Consider the following 20,796-nt stretch of genomic DNA (forward strand, 5'->3'; position numbering starts at 1 on the left):
TGGCGGGTTTTTTGTTGTCGACGATTTAGCTTCCTGGCGTTTCTAGCTTTATTATGACGGCAGATTTGCCGACAGAGTCTCCCATGAAGTTTGCCATTGCACTGTTTTCCGCACCCCACGCGCCCTCCTCTCGCCGCGCCCTGCTGTTCGCCCAGGCAGTGCTTGCCGGTGGGCATGAGATTGTGCGGCTGTTCTTTTATCAGGATGGCGTGCATAGCGCGTCGAGCAATGTGGTCACTCCCCAGGACGAACAGGACTTACCACAACAGTGGACGACCTTCGTCAGTGAGCACCAGCTCGACGGTGTGGTCTGCATCGCCGCAGCGCTGCGACGCGGTGTGCTCAACCGTGAAGAGGCCCAGCGCTATCAGCGCGCGGCGGTGAATCTGGGCGAGCCCTGGGAACTCTCCGGACTGGGGCAGTTGCATGATGCCGTGCAGGCCGCCGACCGATTGATTTGTTTCGGAGGGCCTTGAAATGCCCAAGTCCCTGTTGATTGTCAGCCGCCAGGCGCCGTGGTCTGGCCCGAGTGCCCGCGAAGCGCTGGATATCGTGCTGGCCGGGGGGGCCTTTGATCTGCCCATCGGCCTGCTGTTCATGGATGACGGGGTGTTCCAGCTGACGCCCGCACAGAACGCCAAGACGCTCCAGCAGAAAGACCTGACCGCTAACCTTCAGGCGCTGTCACTGTTCGGTGTCGAGAATCTGTATGCCTGTCGCGACAGCCTGGCTGACCGGGGGATTTTTTCCAGCCAGATCACTGGCGAGGATTTGAGCCTGCTCACGGCCGAAGAAACCATCGCGCTCGTTAATCGTTATGACCAGGTGATTACTCTCTGATGTCGACCTTGCATGTGCTGTCTCACTCTCCGTTCACCGACAGCCGCCTGGGCAGTTGCCTGCGCCTGCTGGGCAGCGACGATGCGCTGCTGCTCTGTGGCGACGCTGTCTACGCCTTGCAACCGCGCAGCCTGCCGCTCGAAGCCCTTGAAGAACGTGCCGCCGAGTTGTCGCTGTTTGTGCTCGACGAAGACCTGCTGGCCCGAGGCCTGGAATGTCCGGACTGGGCCACGCGCGTGGACTATCCGGGGTTTGTCGAGCTGTCGATCCGCTACCATAAGGTCAACACTTGGTTATGAACACCTTGACGGTGAACGGGCAGGACATCGCCCTGGACAAGGACGGCTACCTGGTGGAGTTGAGCGATTGGTCGCCCGCCGTCGCCAGCGCCCTCGCTGCCCGGGAAACCATCGAGCTGAGCCCGGAGCACTGGGAAATCCTCGAGTTGTTGCGCAGTTTCTATCAGGAATTCGACCTGTCGCCGGCGACACGCCCGCTGATCAAATACACCGCCTTGAAACTGGGTGCCGAAAAAGGCAACAGCCTGCACCTCAATCGCCTGTTCAATGGCACCCCCGCCAAACTCGCCGCCAAGCTGGCGGGCCTGCCCAAACCGACGAATTGTTTATGACCCACTCTGCTCCTCTGATCACCGAAACGCCCACCGAGCATGCGTTTGCACCTTTCGTGCGGATCCTTGGCAAAGGTAAGCGCGGCGCCCGCAGCCTGACCCGCGAGGAAGCCCGCGAGGCCATGGGCATGCTGCTTGACGACAAGGTCGAGGACACCCAACTCGGCGCCTTCCTGATGTTGCTGCGCCACAAGGAGGAAAGCCCGGTGGAGCTGGCCGGATTTACCGAGGCCCTGCGCGAGCGGCTCAATGCGCCGGCCTTGCCGATCGACCTGGACTGGCCGACCTACGCCGGCAAGAAGCGCCACCTGCCCTGGTACCTGCTGGCCGCCAAGTGCCTGGCCCAGAACGGCGTGAAGATCCTGATGCACGGCGGCGGCGCCCATACCTCGGGCCGGCTGTACACCGAACAATTGCTCGGTGCCCTGCAGATTCCGTTGTGCCGCACCTGGCAGGCGGTCGCACAGGCTCAGGCCAGCGGCAATATCGCCTTTTTCCCCCTGGGTGACTGGGCACCACGGCTGCAGCGGATGATCGACCTGCGTAACACCCTGGGCCTGCGCTCACCGATCCACTCCCTGGCGCGCATCCTCAACCCGCTGGGCGCCCGTTGCGGCCTGCAAAGCATCTTCCATCCCGGCTACCAGGCCGTGCATCGCGATGCCAGTGGCCTGTTGGGCGATACGGTCATTGTGATCAAGGGCGACGGTGGTGAGATCGAGGTCAATCCCGACAGCCCCTGTCATCTTTACGGGACGACCAACGGTGAAAGCTGGGAGGAAGAATGGCCCGCATTGTCCGCGCAGCGTCATGTGAAACCGGCGACGCTGGAGCCCGGGCATCTCAAGGCTCTTTGGAGGGGCGAGGTGGAGGACAGCTACCCGCAATTGGCCCTGCTGTCGACCATGGCCCTGGCCCTGCGCGGTCTCGGCATACCTCGTGAACACGCCTTCGAACAGGCACGACAGTACTGGGATGCCCGTAACAAATCGATTTAGCCAATCAGGCTCATGATGGTGCGCGAACCTGCAAGAGCCGGATTACAGGCTCTTGCAGTGGGGATTGAGGCCAACGCTAAATCGGCCTCAGACTTGGGATTGCGCACCTTCGAACCAGGCCAGTTTCTCGCGTAGCTGGACCACTTCTCCGACAATCACCAGCGTCGGTGCATGGACTTCATGCTCCGCCACCAGTTGTGGCAGATTGGCCAGCGTGCCGGTGAATACGCGCTGATTCGAGGTGGTGCCTTGCTGGATCAGCGCTGCGGGTGTTTGCGCCGAACGACCATGTTTGATCAACTGTTCACAGATGATCGGCAACCCCACCAGGCCCATATAGAACACCAGGGTCTGGGCCGGCGCCACCAGGTCGACCCACGGCAGGTCAGTGCTGCCATCTTTCAGGTGCCCGGTAACAAATCGTACCGACTGCGCGTAGTCGCGGTGCGTCAGCGGGATCCCGGCATAGGCCGAGCAACCGCTGGCCGCCGTGATCCCCGGCACCACTTGGAAAGGAATCCCGTGGGCCGCCAGCTCTTCGATCTCTTCGCCACCACGACCGAAGATGAACGGATCTCCACCCTTCAGCCGCAGTACCCGCTTGCCCTGTTTCGCCAGATCGACCAGTTGCTGGTTGATCTGGTCCTGAGGCACGGTATGATCGGCACGACGCTTGCCGACATAGATACGGTCGGCATCGCGCCGGCACAGTTCGAGAATCGCCGGGGCGACCAGACGGTCGTAGAGCACCACGTCCGCCTGTTGCATCAAGCGCAGTGCGCGGAAGGTCAACAGGTCGGGATCACCCGGTCCCGCACCCACCAGATACACCTCGCCTGGCGCGTTCGGTGCCACTCCGTTGAGCTTCTCCAGCAATAAACGCTCGGCCTCGGCGCCCTGCCCGGCCAACTGACGGTCGGCGATAGGCCCCTGGAACACGTCTTCCCAGAATGCACGACGCTGTTGCACGCCAGGAAACAAGGCTTTCACCTGGGTCCGAAAGCGCGCTGCGAGCCCGGCCAACTGACCATAGGTGGCAGGAATCCAGGTTTCCAGCTTGGCCCGGATCAACCGAGCCAGTACCGGTGCATCACCGCCGCTGGAAACTGCGATCACCAGCGGCGAACGATCAACAATGGCCGGGAAGATCACGCTGCACAAGGCCGGTGCATCGACCACATTGACCGGTACGCAGCGCCGACGAGCATCGGCGGAGACTTGAGCGTTGAGCGACTCGTCGTCGGTGGCGGCAATGACCAGCACGCAGCCGTCCAAGTCGGATTCGACATAACCGCGCAACAGCATTTTGCCACCGCTGTTGCCGATCAGCTCACCTAACTGACTTTCGATCTCGGGAGCGACCACCTGCAACACCGCGCCGGCATCGGCCAGCAGGCGGGATTTGCGCAAGGCAATCTCGCCGCCGCCGACGACCAGCACACGGCTGCCGCGCAGGTTGTGAAACAGCGGCAGAAACTCCATCAGCCGATAACCTCGAGGCCGCCCATGTACGGTTTGAGCACTTCCGGTACACGGATCGAACCGTCGGCCTGCTGGTAGTTTTCCAGCACCGCCACCAGCGTGCGACCCACCGCCAGCCCGGAACCGTTCAGGGTGTGTGCCAGCTCCGGCTTGCCGGTTTGCGGGTTACGCCAACGCGCCTGCATGCGCCGGGCCTGGAAGTCGCCGCAGTTGGAGCACGAGGAGATTTCACGGTATTTGTCCTGGCTCGGCACCCACACTTCCAGGTCGTAGGTCTTCACAGCACTGAAGCCCATATCACCGGTACACAGGGCCAGTACGCGATAGGGCAGTTGCAGTTGTTGCAAGACCTTTTCGGCGTTTGCGGTCAGGCTCTCCAGGGCTTGCATTGAGGTCGCGGGCTCGACGATCTGGACCATCTCGACCTTGTCGAACTGGTGCTGGCGGATCATCCCGCGGGTATCGCGACCCGAGGCACCGGCTTCGCTGCGAAAGCACGGCGTGTGTGCCACGAACTTCAACGGCAGTTGCTTGGGATCGATGATCTCACCGGCGACGATATTGGTCAGCGACACCTCGGCGGTCGGGATCAGGTACAGATCGGCCTCGCCGTCACGGGTGATCTTGAACAGGTCTTCCTCGAACTTTGGCAATTGACCAGTACCGATCAGCGCCGGGGCCTGGACCAGGTAAGGCGTATAGACCTCTTCGTAACCATGCTCGCTGGTGTGCAGGTTGATCATGAACTGCGCGAGCGCACGGTGCAGGCAGGCAATCGGGCCGCGCAACAAAGCGAAACGTGCGCCGGACAGCTTGGCGGCGGTTTCGAAATCCAGCCAGCCGAACTTTTCACCCAACGCGACATGGTCCTGGATCGGGAAATCGAAGGCGGCTGGCGTACCCCAGCGGCGCACTTCGACATTGGCGTCTTCATCGGCGCCAACCGGTACCGATTCGTCGGGCAGGTTCGGAATGCCCAATAGGATCTGATCGAGTTGAAACTGGATGGCATCCAGCGCCACCTTGCCTTCGCTCAGTTCAGAACCCAGCGTCTCGACACTGGCCATCAGCGGCGCGATGTCTTCGCCGCGCTGCTTGGCCTGGCCGATACTTTTGGACACCGCATTGCGCTCGGCCTGCAATTGTTCGGTGCGGGTCTGCACCACCTTGCGCTGGCTTTCCAGCGCTTCGATGCGGGCAACATCGAGGCTGAAGCCACGGGAGGCCAGGCGATCCGCTACGTCCTGAAGGTTGCTACGTAACAGTTTGGAATCGAGCATGTCGGTTTCTCGTTATTCAGAGTTTGGTCAAGGACAGGCCGGCCCAGGTCGCGAGCAGCCCGCCGAATACGCTGAGGGCCACATAGCCGATGGCCAGCAAGCCCTGCCCGCTTTCCAGCAGGCGCACCGTATCCAGTGAAAAAGATGAAAATGTGGTCAGGCCGCCGACAAACCCCACGATCAGGCCCGCGCGGATTTCAACCGGAACTTCGGGGCGCAGCAAAAACAGGCCGTAGAGCACGCCAATCACCAGGCAGCCCACGATATTAACGGCCAATGTCGCGGTATAGAAGTGCTTCGGCCAATTGGCGTTGATTAGATTGCCCGTGGCAAAGCGCACCAGGGTACCGACGATACCGGCGACAGAGACGGCAAGCACAGTGCGGATCACGTTTTTCTCCGTGGTTTCGGGCTTTGGCGGTCGAGCGCCGCCAGTTGGTTGAGTTTCTCGCCGATCTTGATCTCCAAGCCTCTGGGCACGGGTCGGTACCAACCGGGTTCTTCCATTCCTTCTGGAAGGTAGGTTTCACCCGCCGCATAAGCATTGGGCTCATCATGGGCATATCGGTATTCATGCCCGTAACCGAGTTCCTTCATCAGTTTGGTGGGAGCATTGCGTAGATGAACGGGAACCTCTCGGCTCTTATCCTGCTTGACGAAGGCTTTCGCCTGGTTGTAGGCCATGTAACCGGCATTGCTCTTTGCCGCCATTGCCAGGTAGATGGTCGCTTGACCCAGTGCCAACTCACCTTCGGGACTCCCCAGCCGCTCGTAGGTCAAGGCAGCGTCATTGGCAATCTGCATGGCTCTTGGATCAGCGAGCCCAATATCTTCCCAAGCCATACGCACAATACGCCGTGCCAGGTAGGCAGGATCGGCACCACCGTCCAACATGCGGGTCAGCCAATAGAGCGCGGCATCGGGATGAGAACCACGAACCGACTTGTGCAAGGCCGAGATCTGGTCATAGAAGTTGTCGCCGCCCTTGTCAAAACGCCGACTGTTCAAGGTCAACGCGTTCTGAAGGAAGTCAGCGGTGATCAAGGTTATGCCAGAGGTAGTGGCGGCCGCGCTACTTTGCTCCAACAGGTTGAGGAACCTTCTGGCATCTCCATCGGCATAACCGATGAGCGTGTCCCTGGCCTGGTCGTCAAATTGAAGATCGCCAAGTGCTTTTTCCTGGGCACGTTGCAGCAATTGCTTCAGTTCTTCGTCTGTCAGCGACTGCAGCACATAGACCTGTGCCCGTGATAAGAGGGCCGAGTTCACCTCAAAGGAGGGATTCTCGGTGGTGGCGCCAATGAAGGTGACCAAGCCACTTTCCGCATAAGGAAGAAGAGCGTCTTGTTGGGACTTATTGAACCTGTGAATTTCGTCGACGAACAAGATGGTGTGCTTGCCCATGGATAGGTTCTGTTCTGCCTGTTCCATGGAGGTCCTGATGTCCTTCACGCCGGAGAACACCGCTGACAGGGCGATGAACTCACACTTGAAGGCTGTGGCGGTGAGACGCGCCAAGGTTGTCTTGCCAACCCCTGGCGGCCCCCAAAAGATCATCGAATGAGGCCTGCCCGACTGGAAAGCCAGTCGCAGAGGCTTACCTGCACCCAGCAAGTGCGACTGTCCGACCACCTCTTCCAAGGTCTTGGGGCGAAGGGCTTCAGCCAGTGGCGCAATAGGCTCTTGTGCGAACAGATCAGGCATGGCTTGCCTCCTCGAAACAATGGGAAAGCCCAGAAATCCGCACAATGCCCCTTCCAAGCCATTGATCTATATATGACTTGATCGCGTTATTGAGTCGATGGACCTCGTCGACGAACAAGACAACACAGATCCACGGGTTGGGCTTGAAACCTCTTATTCCTGAATGACGTCAGCCCCCTTGGGGATGTCAAACTTGAACGTGGCGGCCGGGATCGGCTGGTTGGCCTTGACCGCGGTGAACAGCAGGTTGGTGCGCTGGCCGACGCTGTCGATCAGTTGCATATCATTGACCAGGCCGTTACGGAACGACAGGCGTAGGCTGTCGAACAGGGTATCCTTGGTTTTCGGCTTAAGGGTGAAGTCGATCACGCCACCGGCTTCCTTGGCACTGATATCGAAGCTTTCGCTGATCTTCGACACGTCACCGGACAACAGCAAGGCTGGAGTCTGGGTCAAGCGCATGTCGAGCTTCTTGATGGTTACCTGTTCCAAGTCCGGGTCCCACAGGGTGACCTTCTGCCCATCGGAGATCATGGTCTGTTCCTGGGGTGCATCGGTGTGCCAGTAGAACAGGCCTGGACGCTGCAAGGACATTTCACCGGCAGTTTCCTGCAACTGGGTGCCGCTGCCATCCAGGGTCAACTGGGAGAACCGCGCTGTCAACGTCTGAGACTTTTCGAGCAACTGCGTCAGGCGCGTCACATCCTTCTGGTCAGCATGAGCCGACAAGGTGGTCAACGCCAGAACCGGCAACAACAGCATGCGGATAAGACGCATGGGAGTCCTCATGAAATTCGTTTGAAAGGTGGGCCGCATGATCTCACGCGGCCCAGGGTCAGTCGCGCATCGGCCCTGGCGCAAGCACTTCGCGCGAGCCGTTGGTATTCATGGCTGTCACCACTCCGGCCATTTCCATGGCTTCGATCATGCGGGCAGCCCGGTTGTAGCCGATTTTCAGTTTGCGCTGGACCGCGGAAATCGACGCCCGGCGGCTTTCCAAGACGAACTGCACAGCCTCGTCGTACAGTGCATCGGTCTCGGCATCGTCGTCACCGCCGCCGCCACCGCCATTTTCAAAGCCGCTGCCGGCTTCTTCGACGCCATTGAGGATGTCGTCGTTGTACTCGGGCGCACCTCGCAGCTTCCAGGCTTCGACCACCCGATGCACCTCGTCGTCGGAGACAAACGCGCCATGGACCCGAATCGGCAGGCTGGTGCCGGGCGGCATATAGAGCATGTCACCATGGCCCAGCAATTGCTCGGCGCCACCCTGGTCGATAATGGTCCGCGAATCGATCTTGCTCGAAACCTGGAAGGCCATGCGGGTTGGGATGTTGGCCTTGATCAGGCCGGTGATCACATCCACCGAAGGCCGCTGGGTCGCGAGAATCAGGTGGATGCCGGCTGCCCGCGCCTTCTGTGCGATACGGGCGATCAGCTCTTCGACCTTCTTGCCGACGATCATCATCATATCGGCGAATTCGTCGACCACCACGACAATGGTTGGCAGCTTGCTCAACAGCGGCGCTTCGTCGTGGATGCTCTCGCGATTGTACAACGGGTCGGCAATCGGCTCGCCGCGCTCCTGGGCCTCCTTGATCTTGGCATTGAAGCCCGACAGGTTGCGCACCCCCATCTTGGCCATCAGCTTGTAGCGCCGCTCCATCTCCGCGACGCTCCAGCGCAAGGCGTTGGCAGCGTCCTTCATATCGGTGACCACCGGGCACAGCAGGTGCGGAATGCCTTCGTAAATCGACAGTTCGAGCATTTTCGGGTCGATCATGATCAACTTGGCGTCTTCGGGGCCGGACTTGAACAGGATTGACAGGATCATCGCGTTCACCCCCACCGACTTACCGGAACCGGTGGTACCGGCCACCAGCAGGTGCGGCATCTTCGCCAAATCGGTGATCACTGGCCGACCGCCGATATCGTGGCCCAGGGCCAGGGTGACCGGCGACTTGAAGTTGTCGTATTCGGGGGTCGACAGCACCTCGGAGAAGCGCACGATCTGTCGGTCTTCGTTGGGAATCTCGATACCGACGGTGGTTTTGCCGGGAATCACCTCCACCACCCGCACGCTGGTCACCGCCAGCGAGCGCGCCAAGTCCTTGGCCAGGTTGGCGATACGGCTGACCTTGACGCCCGCGGCCGGCTGGATTTCGTAACGGGTAATCACCGGGCCGGGATGGATCGAGTCCACCGCCACTTCGACTCCGAATTCCTTGAGCTTGATTTCCAGCAGGTGGCCGATGGCAGCCAGGGACTCCGAGGAATAATTGAGCTGTTTCTTCTCGGCCGGGTCGAGAATCGAGATCGGCGGCAAGGTGCCTTCGACCGCACTGTCGATAAACAACGGGGCTTGTTTCTCTTTCTCCACGCGCTTGCTCGGCAACGGCGGCTTGACCGGTGCCGGGGCGATCACCGGCGGAACGTGTTTTTCACGCTCGGACATGTGCCTGCTCAAGGCCTGCTCGCGCTCGATCAGGCGTTCCTTGGCCTTGGCCTGCTCACGCTTGTCGGCGGTACTCGGGGCGACCACTTCCTCGATCCGGGTATCGACCTCACGCAGTTGCGCCACCAATTGCTTGCGCTCGGTACGCGCCGCCCACCAGCGATTCAGCGCGCCCTGGAACAGCTCGAAGAGGTCGAGAGTGATCTTGCCGGTAACGTCCATCACCTTGAACCACGACAAGTCGGTAAAGACCGTCAGACCGAACAGGAACAAGGCAATGAACAACAGCGTGCTGCCCTGGATATTCAAGGCATTGCGGGCCAGGTCGCCAAGGCTTTCGCCCAGCGCACCGCCGGCACCGGCCGGCAAGCCGGTGGGCGAATGAAAATGGATATGCGCCAACGCGGCACCGGACAGTACTAAAAACACCAGGCCGATCAACCGCCAGGAAAACAACCAGCCGCTCCACTGCCAGGGTTCGTGGCGCTGGCGGAAGATCTGCCAGGTCTTGACGGCCAGCAACAGCGGGAATACGTAGGCGAAATAACCCAACACCATGAACAGGATATCGGCGCTGTAGGAACCGGCAGGCCCACCGAAGTTCTGCACATCGTCGATCTTGCTGTTATGACTCCAGCCCGGATCGTCCTTGCCATAGGTCAGCAAGGCCATCATCAGGAACAGGCACAAGGCGCCGATGGCAATCAGTGCGCCTTCCTTGAGACGATAGTGCAGTTGCTGACGCCAGAGCGGCACGACTGCTTTAGGGGGTGTAGCGGTGGATTTCTTCAAAACGCGTCTTTTCCTGCGCCCAAGGCGCGCCCAACTGTTGATTGACGACAAAAATACTGCCCATTCGGGGCAGCTGAACAGTTCTGCGACTCTACCGGGACTCTTTTCACTGTCCGTCCTTTATGCGATCGGCACTTGCCCGTTCAGAAACTATCATCGGTACATTATGGCCATTGTACGGGTTTACACGCCCGATGCCACACGCTAGCCGCTTGGGTGTAGCATAACCAACAGCGATTTTCATGCTGTTCAATTTGAGCATGCATTTTCTTTTGTGACAAAGGCTTATGAGGTGTTTTTATGACTGAAGCCAAGCATTCACGCCTGATCATCCTGGGCTCCGGTCCCGCCGGTTACAGTGCTGCCGTTTATGCCGCCCGTGCCAACCTCAAGCCTGTGGTCATTACCGGCCTGCAAGCCGGCGGTCAGTTGACCACCACCACCGAAGTCGACAACTGGCCAGGCGATGTCGAAGGCCTGACCGGTCCGGTCCTGATGGAGCGCATGCAAAAACACGCGGAGCGCTTCGATACCGAGATTGTCTACGACCACATTCATACTGCCGAGTTGCAGCAGCGACCGTTTATCCTCAAGGGTGACAACGGTATCTACAGCTGCGACGCCCTGATTATTGCCACCGGCGCCTCTGCCCAGTACCTGGGCTTGCCTTCCGAGGAGGCCTTCGCCGGCAAGGGGGTTTCGGCTTGCGCCACATGCGATGGGTTTTTCTACCGTAACCAAGTAGTAGCCGTTATCGGTGGCGGTAATACGGCCGTCGAGGAAGCGCTTTACCTGGCCAATATTGCCAAGGAAGTACACTTGGTTCACCGCCGTGACAAATTGCGCTCGGAGAAGATCCTCCAGGACAAACTCTTCGAAAAAGCCGCCAACGGCAATATCCGCCTGCACTGGAACCAGAATCTGGACGAAGTGCTCGGCGACGCGACCGGCGTGACTGGCGCCCGCCTGCGTGACAGCCTGACCGGCGAAACCTGGGACTTGTCGCTGGCCGGCGTGTTTATCGCTATCGGCCACAAACCCAACACCGACCTGTTCCAGGGGCAGTTGACCATGCGCGACGGCTATCTGCAGGTCAGGGGCGGCAGCGACGGCAATGCCACCGCGACGCAAATCCCTGGGGTGTTCGCCGCCGGCGACGTCGCCGACCATGTCTATCGCCAAGCCATCACGTCGGCGGGTGCCGGCTGCATGGCAGCGCTGGATGCCGAGAAGTATCTGGACGATAACTGATTGAATGCCATGCTGACTTGGTTACAACGCGACACCCTGACATTTCCACCGCTGGCCAAGGCCATGCGCGAACCCAATGGACTGCTGGCCGCTGGCGGCGATCTGTCTGCCGACCGGCTGATCCAGGCCTATCGCCACGGCTGTTTCCCGTGGTTTTCCGAAGGCCAGCCGATTCTCTGGTGGTCGCCGGACCCACGCACCGTTCTGTTTCCCGACGAACTGCATGTTTCGCGCAGCCTGGGCAAGCTTCTGCGCCAGCAGCGCTACCAGGTCACCTTCGACCGGGATTTTGCCAGTGTCATTCGCGCCTGCGCCGCGCCACGCGCCTACGCCAACGGAACCTGGATCACCGAGGCGATGCAAAACGCCTATCTGCAGTTGCACGAGCGCGGCATCGCCCATTCGGTCGAGGTCTGGGACCAGGATCAACTGGTCGGCGGCCTGTACGGCCTGGCGATTGGGCAACTGTTTTTCGGTGAGTCCATGTTCAGTAGTGCCGACAACGCCTCGAAAGTAGGCTTCGCAACCCTGGTCAACCACCTGAAAACAGCGGGGTTTGTCTTGATCGACTGCCAGATGCCCACCGATCACCTGCATAGCCTCGGTGCCCGGGCGATTCCGCGCAGCACTTTTGCCGACTACCTGCACCACCATCTCGATCAGCCCAATACGGCCCGATGGGTTTGCTAGGCGAGTTCCATCGGCTGGCTTACACTTAATTCAAAGCTTATCCCGAGGGTTGATCATGACCGAGCTGGCGCGTTTGAAGTTTTATGCCACTCAACCCCACTCTTGCAGCTATCTGCCCGAAGAGCAGGCTACCACGCTGTTCCTCGACCCTAGCCAGCCCATGGACGTGCATGTCTACGCAGACCTTTCGGAGATGGGATTTCGTCGCAGCGGCGACCACCTCTACCGACCCCATTGCCAAAACTGCAACGCCTGCGTGCCGGCGCGCATCCCGGTGGCGCAGTTTGTGCCCAACCGTCAGCAAAAACGCATTCTCAAACGCAACATGGATCTTCAGGTGCGAGCCGCCAAGCCGGGGTTCAGCGAGGAATACTTCGACCTGTACCAGCGTTATATCGAGCAACGCCACTCCGATGGCGACATGTATCCGCCCAGTCGAGGCCAGTTCTCGACCTTCCTGGTGCGCGATCTGCCCTTTTCAAGATTCTACGAGTTTCGCCTGGAAGGTCGACTGGTCGCCGTGGCGGTGACCGACCTGCTGCCCAACGGCCTCTCGGCGGTCTACACGTTCTACGAGCCGGACGAAGAACGCCGCAGCCTCGGCCGCTACGCGATTCTCTGGCAGATCAGCGAAGCCCATCGACTGGGCCGGGACGCCGTTTATCTCGGGTACTGGATCAAGAACTGCAAGAAGATGAACTACAAGACCCAATATCGACCGATCGAGCTGTTGATCAATCAACGCTGGGTCACGCTCAGCTAGTGGCCGGTGCGGTTAGTTCGTTAGCTCAAGTGCAGATGCCGGCAGTCCAGGCGGCTGATGCCGAAATTGCCTGACAGAACTCGCCACCCAAGCCACCCGGCCTTCCCCTTACCTCGCAAAAAACTGTATTGCGGTGACTGATGTCGCCGCAGGCGGGCAGTTATTTTCGCGGTTGGCACTAACCACTTGGCGTGAAGGTGGTTTTTCGGGCACAATGCACGCCGCTTTTGCCTGGCGCAGTTGCACCGGGCCATTCACTGGATACCGAGGGCTTTACTGCATGTCGAAAGAAGACAGCTTCGAAATGGAAGGCACTGTCGTCGACACCCTGCCCAACACCATGTTTCGCGTGGAGTTGGAAAATGGGCACGTCGTAACCGCGCATATCTCCGGCAAGATGCGCAAGAACTACATCCGCATTCTTACCGGTGACAAAGTGCGCGTCGAGCTGACGCCCTATGACTTGAGCAAAGGGCGCATCACCTACCGCGCCCGCTAATCAGGTCAACACAAGACGCCCGGCACCGCCGGGCGTTTTTGTTATGTGGTGAGCAAGCTTGCCTCGCCGAGCCGTGAAGCAGACCCAAAAAACATTTTGATTGCTCCCAGGCTTACAAGACAAAGGCGCCTGAAAGCGCCTTTGTCTTGTACTGCATCAAGCCCGGATCAGGCCATTTCAGCCGTGGTTTCGAAGTCGAAAGTCAGCTCGCCATCCTTGATGTCGATGTGTACTACACCGCCATGCTCGGACAACTCGCCAAACAGGATCTCTTCGGCCAGCGGACGCTTGATCTTGTCCTGGATCAGGCGTGCCATCGGACGCGCTCCCATGGCCACATCGTAGCCACTTTCGGCCAGCCAGTTGCGGGCCGCATCGGTCACCTCCAACTGTACGCGCTTGTCTTCCAACTGAGCCTGAAGCTCGGTAAGGAACTTATCCACCACACTCTTGATAACCTCATGGCTGAGGCGACCAAACTGGATAATAGTGTCCAGGCGGTTGCGAAACTCCGGCGTGAAGCTTTTCTTGATCACTTCCATGGCATCGGACGAATGATCCTGATGGGTAAAGCCAATCGACGCCCGGGCTGCGGTTTCGGCACCGGCGTTGGTGGTCATGATCAGAATCACGTTGCGGAAGTCGGCCTTGCGCCCGTTGTTGTCGGTCAGGGTCCCATGGTCCATGACCTGCAGCAGAAGGTTGAAGACTTCCGGGTGGGCCTTCTCGATTTCATCGAGCAGCAGCACACAATGCGGTTGTTTGGTAATCGCTTCGGTCAGCAGGCCACCCTGGTCGAAACCGACGTAGCCCGGAGGTGCGCCGATCAGACGCGAGACAGTGTGACGCTCCATGTACTCGGACATGTCGAAACGCACCAGCTCGATCCCCATCGCCTTGGCCAGTTGCCGCGCCGCTTCGGTCTTGCCGACACCGGTGGGACCGGCGAACAGGAACGAACCGACAGGCTTGTCCGGCGATTTCAGTCCGGCACGGGACAGCTTGATGGCGGTCGACAGCGAGTCGATGGCCGCATCCTGGCCGAATACGGTCAGCTTCAGGTCACGCTCAAGATTACGCAGCAGTTCCTTGTCGGAGCTGGTGACGTGTTTCGGCGGAATCCGCGCGATTTTCGCGACGATGTCCTCGACTTGCGGCACTTCGATGCGCTTCACACGCTTCTCGACCGGCTGCAAGCGCTGGTAGGCGCCCGCCTCGTCGATCACGTCGATGGCTTTATCCGGCATATGCCGATCATTGATGTAGCGTGAAGCCAGCTCGGCTGCCGCACGCAACGCCTCGTCGCTGTATTCGATATTGTGGTGCTGCTCGAAACGACCTTTCAGGCCACGCAGAATACCAATGGTGTCTTCGACCGAAGGCTCGGACACGTCGACCTTCTGGAAGCGCCGGGCCAGGGCACGGTCTTTCTCGAAGATGCCGCGAAATTCCTGGAAAGTGGTCGAGCCAATGCAACGGATATCGCCAGAGGACAGCAGCGGCTTGAGCAGATTCGAAGCGTCCATGACACCGCCGGAAGCGGCACCCGCGCCGATGATGGTGTGGATTTCGTCAATGAACAGGATCGCCTGTGGACGTTTTTTCAGCTCGCCGAGCAACGCCTTGAAGCGTTTCTCGAAGTCGCCGCGATATTTGGTGCCGGCCAGCAAGGCACCCAGGTCGAGAGAATAGACGACGCTGCTGGCCAGCAGATCCGGCACCTGGTTGTCGACGATGCGCTTGGCCAGGCCTTCGGCGATCGCGGTCTTGCCAACGCCCGCCTCTCCCACCAACAACGGGTTGTTCTTGCGCCGACGAGCGAGGATCTGCGCGACACGCTCGACCTCCAGCTCGCGGCCGACCAATGGATCGATACGCCCCTGGCGTGCCAGCTCATTGAGGTTGCTGGCATACGCGTCCAGGGGATTGCCTGAAGATGAAGACTCGCCGCCCTCTTCGTCCTGCATATCCTGCTCGCCTTCGGAGTGATCGCCGTGCCCAGGCACCTTGGAGATGCCATGAGCGATGTAGTTGACGACATCGATACGTGCAACGCTTTGTTGCTTGAGCAGGAACACTGCCTGGCTTTCCTGTTCGCTGAAGATTGCGACAAGCACGTTGGCACCCGTCACTTCGCGTTTACCGGAACTCTGCACATGGAATACGGCACGCTGCAGGACACGCTGGAAGCCCAGCGTCGGCTGGGTTTCGCGATCTTCGTCATGAACGGGAATCAACGGCGTGGTGGAGTCGATAAACTCCTGCAGGTCGTGTTTGAGTTTGTCGAGGTTCGCACCACAGGCCCGTAGAACGGCAGCGGCGGCCTCATTATCCAAAAGGGCCAGCAGGAGATGCTCGACCGTCATGAATTCATGACGCTTCGAACGGGCCTCCTTGAAGGCTAGATTGAGGGTGACTTCGAGCTCGCGGTTTAACATAGTTCACCTCATACCCAAGTGGTCGGCGTTAACCGTCCTTCTCGATTTCACAGAGTAGCGGATGCTGGCTTTCCCTGGCGTACTGGTTGACCTGCATGGCCTTGGTCTCGGCGATGTCGCGGGTAAACACTCCACATACTGCCCGTCCCTCTGTATGAACGGCCAGCATGACCTTGGTGGCCAGCTCACGATTCAGGTTAAAAAACACCTCAAGCACTTCGACGACGAAATCCATCGGCGTGTAGTCATCGTTGAACAAAACCACCTTGTACATCGGCGGTGCCTGCAACGAGGGCTTTGCTTCCTGTATGGCAATGCCCGCAGAGTCGTCGTCGTGAAAATCCGGGCGATCCTGATTGAAGGTTAGTCGAATCTGGCTGATTGCATGCATGGAAAGAAAGGTTCGTCAGTTGAGCTGTTGTAGTAATGGGGACGTTTCGGAAAGTTTCAATACCGACCGAACGGTCACCTTGACTATCGCCAAATCGGTGTTACAACCAATAGAGCCCACATTGGGTAATAAAGGTCCATATCGTCAACCATTTTTCTGGTTCACGTAGTGAAGGATGAACTGGATGATACTCCAGTGATGGGGTCGTTTGCAGAGGGATATGAGCATGCCGAGCGGTAAGGTCAAGTGGTTCAACAACGCCAAGGGCTATGGTTTCGTCCTGGAAGAAGGCAAGGATGAAGACTTGTTTGCCCATTACTCAGCCATCAAGATGGATGGCTACAAAACCCTTAAGGCTGGCCAGGCAGTAAGCTTTAAGATCATCCAAGGCCCCAAAGGTTTGCATGCCGTCGATATAGAGGCTGTTGTCGCGACCCCCACCGAAGAGAAAGCATTGCCCCATAAGACCAAGACACACAACGTCAGTGCCTGAAATCGATCAGTAGAAAAATCCAGGCAAAAAAAACGCCCGACTCAAATTTTGAGTCGGGCGTTTTTTTGTGCACCGCCGCTCGCTTTACATATGGGCGATCAGGGCATCGCCGAAGCCGGAAGACGACAGCAGCCTGGCACCGTCCATCAGGCGCTCGAAGTCATAGGTCACGGTCTTGGCGCCGATTGCGCCGTTGGTCCCCTTGATGATCAGATCAGCCGCTTCGGTCCAGCCCATATGGCGCAGCATCATTTCCGCGGACAGGATCAGCGAGCCCGGATTTACCTGATCCTTGCCGGCATACTTGGGCGCAGTGCCGTGGGTAGCTTCAAACATGGCGACGGTATCGGACAGGTTGGCCCCCGGCGCGATACCGATTCCTCCCACCTCGGCCGCCAGGGCGTCGGACAGGTAGTCACCGTTCAGATTGAGGGTCGCGATCACATCGTACTCGCCCGGGCGCAGCAGGATCTGCTGGAGCATGGCGTCGGCAATGGCGTCCTTGACCACGACATGGCGACCGGTCTTCGGGTTCTTGAACTGCATCCACGGGCCGCCATCGAGCAACGTCGCGCCGAACTCTTCGGCGGCCACTTCGTAGGCCCATTCCTTGAAGGCACCTTCCGTGAACTTCATGATATTGCCCTTGTGGACGATGGTCAGCGACTTGCGATCATTGTCGACAACATATTGCAGGGCCTTGCGCACCAGGCGCTGGGTCCCCTCTTTCGATACCGGTTTGACGCCAATACCGCAATTTTGGTCGAAGCGGATCTTGGTGACGCCCATTTCCTCCTTGAGAAACTTGATGACCTTGTTCGCTTCCGGCGAGCCGGCTTTCCACTCGATCCCCGCATAGATATCTTCGGAATTCTCGCGAAAGATCGTCATGTCGACGTCGCCGGGCTTTTTCACCGGGCTCGGCACGCCTTCGAACCAGCGCACCGGGCGCAGACAGACATACAAGTCGAGTTGCTGGCGCAGGGCCACGTTAAGCGAACGGATACCACCGCCCACTGGAGTCGTCAGGGGACCTTTGATGGAAACCACGTAATCCTTGACCGCATCAAGGGTTTCCTGAGGCAGCCAAGTATCCTGATCATAGACCTGGGTGGCCTTCTCGCCAGCATAGACTTCCATCCAGGATATCTTGCGCTTGGCGCCATAAGCCTTTTCGACCGCGGCATCGACGACCTTGATCATCACCGGGCTGATATCGACGCCAATGCCGTCGCCTTCGATGAAGGGGATGATCGGGTGATCAGGAACATTGAGAGAGTGGTCTGCATTGACGGTGATTTTGTCACCGACGGCTGGAACCTGAATCTTCTGGTATCCCATGTTGTACCTCCATCTATGGATTGAACATCTGGCTACGCTCGAGCCTACCCCGGTTAAATATAGACGCAAACCTCGACTATCCCTATTTACACCGAAAGGCTGGCAGTTCGCGGCGTACAAACCTGAACTCCTGGAAAAAATCGGCAATCTCCAGCATCGCGCGGCGCCACCCGGCGCTTTGCGCGTGCGACCTTTAGACCAATGGATCAAAAGAGTTGTTTATGAACCCTCGGCGCTTTGCCAGCAACCTATGTATAATCGCGCCGATGACCACAGGGTCACGATGGCCGACCTCTCCCAGCTACCGAAATGTAGCCGAGACTTTCCGCCCAAAAGCCGGACTGTTAGCGCAGTCCGACCGCTTGACGCTCGACTGACGCAACCCAACATCACCGCGAAGAAATCTCGACATTCGACTCATGGACGACTTTGAACGAACGCGCTTATCCGGCGCATCTCGAGTTTCTGCGCATGCTTTAGCAAAGAAGAGAGTTAATCCGAATATGCCCACCCGTTCGAAGATCATCTACACCTTCACCGACGAAGCCCCCGCCCTCGCCACCTATTCACTGTTGCCTATCGTAGAGGCCTTTACCGCTTCGGCTGATATCGCCGTGGAAACCCGCGACATTTCCCTCGCAGGACGCATTCTCGCCAGCTTCCCCGAGCAATTGGGCGCCAAAGCTGTGCCGGACCACCTTGCCGAGCTCGGCGAGTTGGCCATCACGCCCGAAGCCAACATCATCAAGCTGCCGAACATCAGCGCTTCGGTACCGCAACTGCAGGCCGCGATCAAGGAACTGCAAGCCCAGGGCTTCAACATCCCCGACTACCCGGAAACCGTGAGCAGCGACGCCGAAAAAGACGCTCGCGCCCGTTACGACAAGGTCAAGGGCAGCGCCGTAAACCCGGTCCTGCGCGAAGGCAACTCCGATCGCCGCGCACCGCTGTCGGTCAAGAACTACGCACGCAAGCACCCGCACAAGATGGGCGCCTGGGCTGCCGACTCCAAATCCCACGTCGCGCACATGAGCAACGGCGATTTCTACGGCAGCGAAAAAGCCGCCCTGATCGACGCCGCTGGCAGTGTCAAGATCGAACTGATCGCCGAGGACGGCACCTCCAGCGTCCTGAAGGAGAAGACCAGCGTCCAAGCCGGTGAGATCCTTGATTGCGCCGTGCTGAGCAAGAACGCCTTGCGCAGCTTTATCGCCGCCGAAATCGAAGATGCCAAGCAACAAGGCGTGCTACTGTCGGTTCACCTGAAAGCCACCATGATGAAGGTGTCCGACCCGATCATGTTCGGCCAGATCGTTGCCGAATTCTACCAGGACGCCCTGGCCAAGCACGCCGAGGTCCTGGCCCAGATCGGCTTCAACCTGAACAACGGCATCGGCGACCTGTACACACGCATCAAGGCCTTGCCGGCCGAGCAGCAAGCACAGATCGAAGCGGACATCCAGGCGGTCTACGCCGCTCGGCCAGCACTGGCCATGGTCAACTCCGACAAGGGCATCACCAACCTGCACGTGCCAAGCGACGTCATCGTCGACGCCTCGATGCCGGCCATGATCCGCGACTCCGGCAAGATGTGGGGCGCCGACGGTCAACTGCACGACACCAAGGCAGTGATCCCGGATCGCTGCTACGCCACCATCTATCAAGCGGTGATCGAAGACTGCAAGCAACATGGCGCCTTCGACCCGACCACCATGGGCAGCGTGCCCAACGTCGGTCTGATGGCGAAGAAAGCCGAAGAATACGGCTCCCACGACAAGACCTTCCAGATCAAGGCCAAGGGCGTGGTGCGGGTTTGCGACAACAATGGCCGTACCCTGCTGGAACAAACCGTGGAAGCTGGCGACATCTTCCGCATGTGCCAGACCAAGGACGCGCCGATCCAGGACTGGGTCAAGCTGGCCGTCAATCGTGCCCGCGCGAGCAGCACCCCGGCGATTTTTTGGCTCGACCCGATGCGCGCCCACGATGGCGTAGTGATCGAGAAGGTCCAGGCTTACCTGAAGGATCACGATACCAGTGGCCTGGATATCCAGATCATGTCGCCGGTCGAGGCGATGAAGTTCACCCTGGCCCGTACCCGCGCAGGCCAGGACACCATCTCGGTCACCGGTAACGTGCTACGTGACTACCTGACCGACCTGTTCCCGATCATGGAACTGGGCACCAGCGCCAAGATGCTGTCCATCGTACCGTTGATGAACGGCGGTGGCCTGTTCGAAACCGGCGCCGGCGGTTCGGCTCCCAAGCACGTCCAGCAACTGGTGGAAGAAAACTTCCTGCGCTGGGACTCCCTGGGTGAATTCCTGGCCCTGGCCGCTTCCCTGGAACATCTGGGCGTGACCTACAACAACCCGAAAGCCCTGGTGTTGTCCAAGACCCTGGACCAGGCGACTGGCCTGTTCCTCGACAACAACAAGTCACCATCGCGCAAGGTCGGCAACATCGACAACCGCGGCAGCCACTTCTACCTGGCACTGTACTGGGCCCAGGCCCTGGCCGCCCAGAGCGAAGACACCGCGCTGCAAGGCCAGTTCACCCCATTGGCCAAGACCCTGACCGAGAACGAGGCGACCATCGTTGCCGAGCTCAATGCCGTGCAGGGCAAACCAGTCGACATTGGCGGCTACTACCACGCCAACGCCGAACTGATCAGCCAGGCCATGCGTCCGAGCGCCACGCTCAACGCGGCAATCGCTGCGCTGGTGTAAGCTTCCCGGCAGTACCACA

20 protein-coding genes are annotated in these 20,796 nt (G+C 59.2%); 11 read left to right on the forward strand and 9 right to left on the reverse strand.

Going from position 1 to position 20,796, the window contains the following annotated elements; translation table 11 throughout:
* The first annotated feature begins 83 nt into the window (after positions 1 to 83).
* Genes tusD through BMX68_RS17445 form a run of 5 tightly spaced genes read left to right on the forward strand, consistent with a single transcriptional unit; the run spans position 84 to position 2,469 of the window.
* A complete protein-coding gene (tusD, locus tag BMX68_RS17425) occupies positions 84 to 476 on the forward strand; it encodes a sulfurtransferase complex subunit TusD (protein WP_017132387.1) in 393 nt (130 codons plus the stop codon).
* A 1-nt stretch (position 477) separates the two neighbouring features.
* Complete coding sequence (gene tusC / locus BMX68_RS17430) at positions 478 to 840, forward strand: sulfurtransferase complex subunit TusC (RefSeq protein WP_017132386.1); 363 nt, start codon at positions 478 to 480, stop codon at positions 838 to 840.
* Complete coding sequence (gene tusB / locus BMX68_RS17435; protein WP_017132385.1) at positions 840 to 1,139, forward strand: sulfurtransferase complex subunit TusB; 300 nt, start codon at positions 840 to 842, stop codon at positions 1,137 to 1,139. Before tusC ends, tusB begins: the two co-directional genes overlap by 1 nt.
* On the forward strand, positions 1,136 to 1,471 hold the full coding sequence (locus BMX68_RS17440) for a TusE/DsrC/DsvC family sulfur relay protein (protein ID WP_017132384.1): 336 nt from the start codon (positions 1,136 to 1,138) through the stop codon (positions 1,469 to 1,471). The genes tusB and BMX68_RS17440 overlap by 4 nt, the downstream gene beginning before the upstream one ends.
* The gene (locus BMX68_RS17445) at positions 1,468 to 2,469 is read left to right on the forward strand and encodes a glycosyl transferase family protein (protein ID WP_017132383.1); all 1,002 of its coding nucleotides are present in this window, start codon (positions 1,468 to 1,470) and stop codon (positions 2,467 to 2,469) included. The genes BMX68_RS17440 and BMX68_RS17445 overlap by 4 nt, the downstream gene beginning before the upstream one ends.
* An 87-nt stretch (positions 2,470 to 2,556) precedes the next feature.
* Here BMX68_RS17445 and cysG read toward each other — a convergent pair whose 3' ends face one another.
* From cysG to BMX68_RS17475, 6 genes are all read right to left on the reverse strand, one after another.
* Positions 2,557 to 3,951 carry a siroheme synthase CysG gene (cysG, locus tag BMX68_RS17450; protein WP_017132382.1) on the reverse strand — a complete coding sequence of 465 codons (1,395 nt, stop codon included), beginning with the start codon at positions 3,949 to 3,951 and terminating at the stop codon, positions 2,557 to 2,559.
* Positions 3,951 to 5,231 carry a serine--tRNA ligase gene (gene serS, locus BMX68_RS17455; RefSeq protein WP_017132381.1) on the reverse strand — a complete coding sequence of 427 codons (1,281 nt, stop codon included), beginning with the start codon at positions 5,229 to 5,231 and terminating at the stop codon, positions 3,951 to 3,953. The genes cysG and serS overlap by 1 nt, the downstream gene beginning before the upstream one ends.
* Before the next feature lie 16 nt (positions 5,232 to 5,247).
* Complete coding sequence (gene crcB, locus BMX68_RS17460; protein ID WP_060783120.1) at positions 5,248 to 5,622, reverse strand: fluoride efflux transporter CrcB; 375 nt, start codon at positions 5,620 to 5,622, stop codon at positions 5,248 to 5,250.
* On the reverse strand, positions 5,619 to 6,935 hold the full coding sequence (locus BMX68_RS17465; protein WP_017132379.1) for a replication-associated recombination protein A: 1,317 nt from the start codon (positions 6,933 to 6,935) through the stop codon (positions 5,619 to 5,621). The genes crcB and BMX68_RS17465 overlap by 4 nt, the downstream gene beginning before the upstream one ends.
* Positions 6,936 to 7,088: 153 nt before the next feature.
* Entirely contained in the window at positions 7,089 to 7,712 is a 624-nt protein-coding gene (gene lolA / locus BMX68_RS17470) for an outer membrane lipoprotein periplasmic chaperone LolA (RefSeq protein ID WP_017132378.1), read from the reverse strand.
* A 58-nt stretch (positions 7,713 to 7,770) separates the two neighbouring features.
* Positions 7,771 to 10,182 carry a DNA translocase FtsK gene (locus tag BMX68_RS17475; RefSeq protein ID WP_060783119.1) on the reverse strand — a complete coding sequence of 804 codons (2,412 nt, stop codon included), beginning with the start codon at positions 10,180 to 10,182 and terminating at the stop codon, positions 7,771 to 7,773.
* Positions 10,183 to 10,482: 300 nt separating this feature from the next.
* On the opposite strand from BMX68_RS17475, the gene trxB reads away from it, so the two are divergent.
* The 4 genes from trxB (at position 10,483) to infA (ending at position 13,385) form a co-directional block, all read left to right on the forward strand.
* Positions 10,483 to 11,433 carry a thioredoxin-disulfide reductase gene (gene trxB, locus BMX68_RS17480; RefSeq protein WP_017132377.1) on the forward strand — a complete coding sequence of 317 codons (951 nt, stop codon included), beginning with the start codon at positions 10,483 to 10,485 and terminating at the stop codon, positions 11,431 to 11,433.
* 9 nt (positions 11,434 to 11,442) lie between these two features.
* Positions 11,443 to 12,123, forward strand: a complete 681-nt coding sequence (aat, locus tag BMX68_RS17485; protein ID WP_017132376.1) for a leucyl/phenylalanyl-tRNA--protein transferase — start codon at positions 11,443 to 11,445, stop codon at positions 12,121 to 12,123.
* A 55-nt stretch (positions 12,124 to 12,178) separates the two neighbouring features.
* Positions 12,179 to 12,886 (forward strand): arginyltransferase, encoded by a 708-nt coding sequence (locus BMX68_RS17490; protein ID WP_017132375.1) that lies wholly within the window; start codon positions 12,179 to 12,181, stop codon positions 12,884 to 12,886.
* A 280-nt stretch (positions 12,887 to 13,166) separates the two neighbouring features.
* Entirely contained in the window at positions 13,167 to 13,385 is a 219-nt protein-coding gene (gene infA, locus BMX68_RS17495; protein WP_002553999.1) for a translation initiation factor IF-1, read from the forward strand.
* Positions 13,386 to 13,552: 167 nt separating this feature from the next.
* Here infA and clpA read toward each other — a convergent pair whose 3' ends face one another.
* On the reverse strand, positions 13,553 to 15,823 hold the full coding sequence (gene clpA / locus BMX68_RS17500) for an ATP-dependent Clp protease ATP-binding subunit ClpA (protein WP_060783118.1): 2,271 nt from the start codon (positions 15,821 to 15,823) through the stop codon (positions 13,553 to 13,555).
* A gap of 28 nt (positions 15,824 to 15,851) precedes the next feature.
* Entirely contained in the window at positions 15,852 to 16,214 is a 363-nt protein-coding gene (gene clpS, locus BMX68_RS17505; RefSeq protein WP_017132374.1) for an ATP-dependent Clp protease adapter ClpS, read from the reverse strand.
* Positions 16,215 to 16,440: 226 nt separating this feature from the next.
* Here clpS and cspD point away from each other — a divergent pair, with 226 nt between their 5' ends.
* Entirely contained in the window at positions 16,441 to 16,707 is a 267-nt protein-coding gene (gene cspD / locus BMX68_RS17510; protein WP_017132373.1) for a cold shock domain-containing protein CspD, read from the forward strand.
* A gap of 84 nt (positions 16,708 to 16,791) precedes the next feature.
* Here the strand turns inward: cspD and icd are convergent, their stop codons facing one another.
* Complete coding sequence (icd, locus tag BMX68_RS17515) at positions 16,792 to 18,048, reverse strand: NADP-dependent isocitrate dehydrogenase (RefSeq protein WP_017132372.1); 1,257 nt, start codon at positions 18,046 to 18,048, stop codon at positions 16,792 to 16,794.
* 503 nt (positions 18,049 to 18,551) lie between these two features.
* On the opposite strand from icd, the gene BMX68_RS17520 reads away from it, so the two are divergent.
* Positions 18,552 to 20,777 carry an NADP-dependent isocitrate dehydrogenase gene (locus BMX68_RS17520; protein WP_017132371.1) on the forward strand — a complete coding sequence of 742 codons (2,226 nt, stop codon included), beginning with the start codon at positions 18,552 to 18,554 and terminating at the stop codon, positions 20,775 to 20,777.
* Positions 20,778 to 20,796: the final 19 nt, after the last annotated feature.

Source organism: Pseudomonas agarici, from assembly GCF_900109755.1.
In the GTDB taxonomy this organism is placed as follows: domain Bacteria; phylum Pseudomonadota; class Gammaproteobacteria; order Pseudomonadales; family Pseudomonadaceae; genus Aquipseudomonas; species Aquipseudomonas agarici.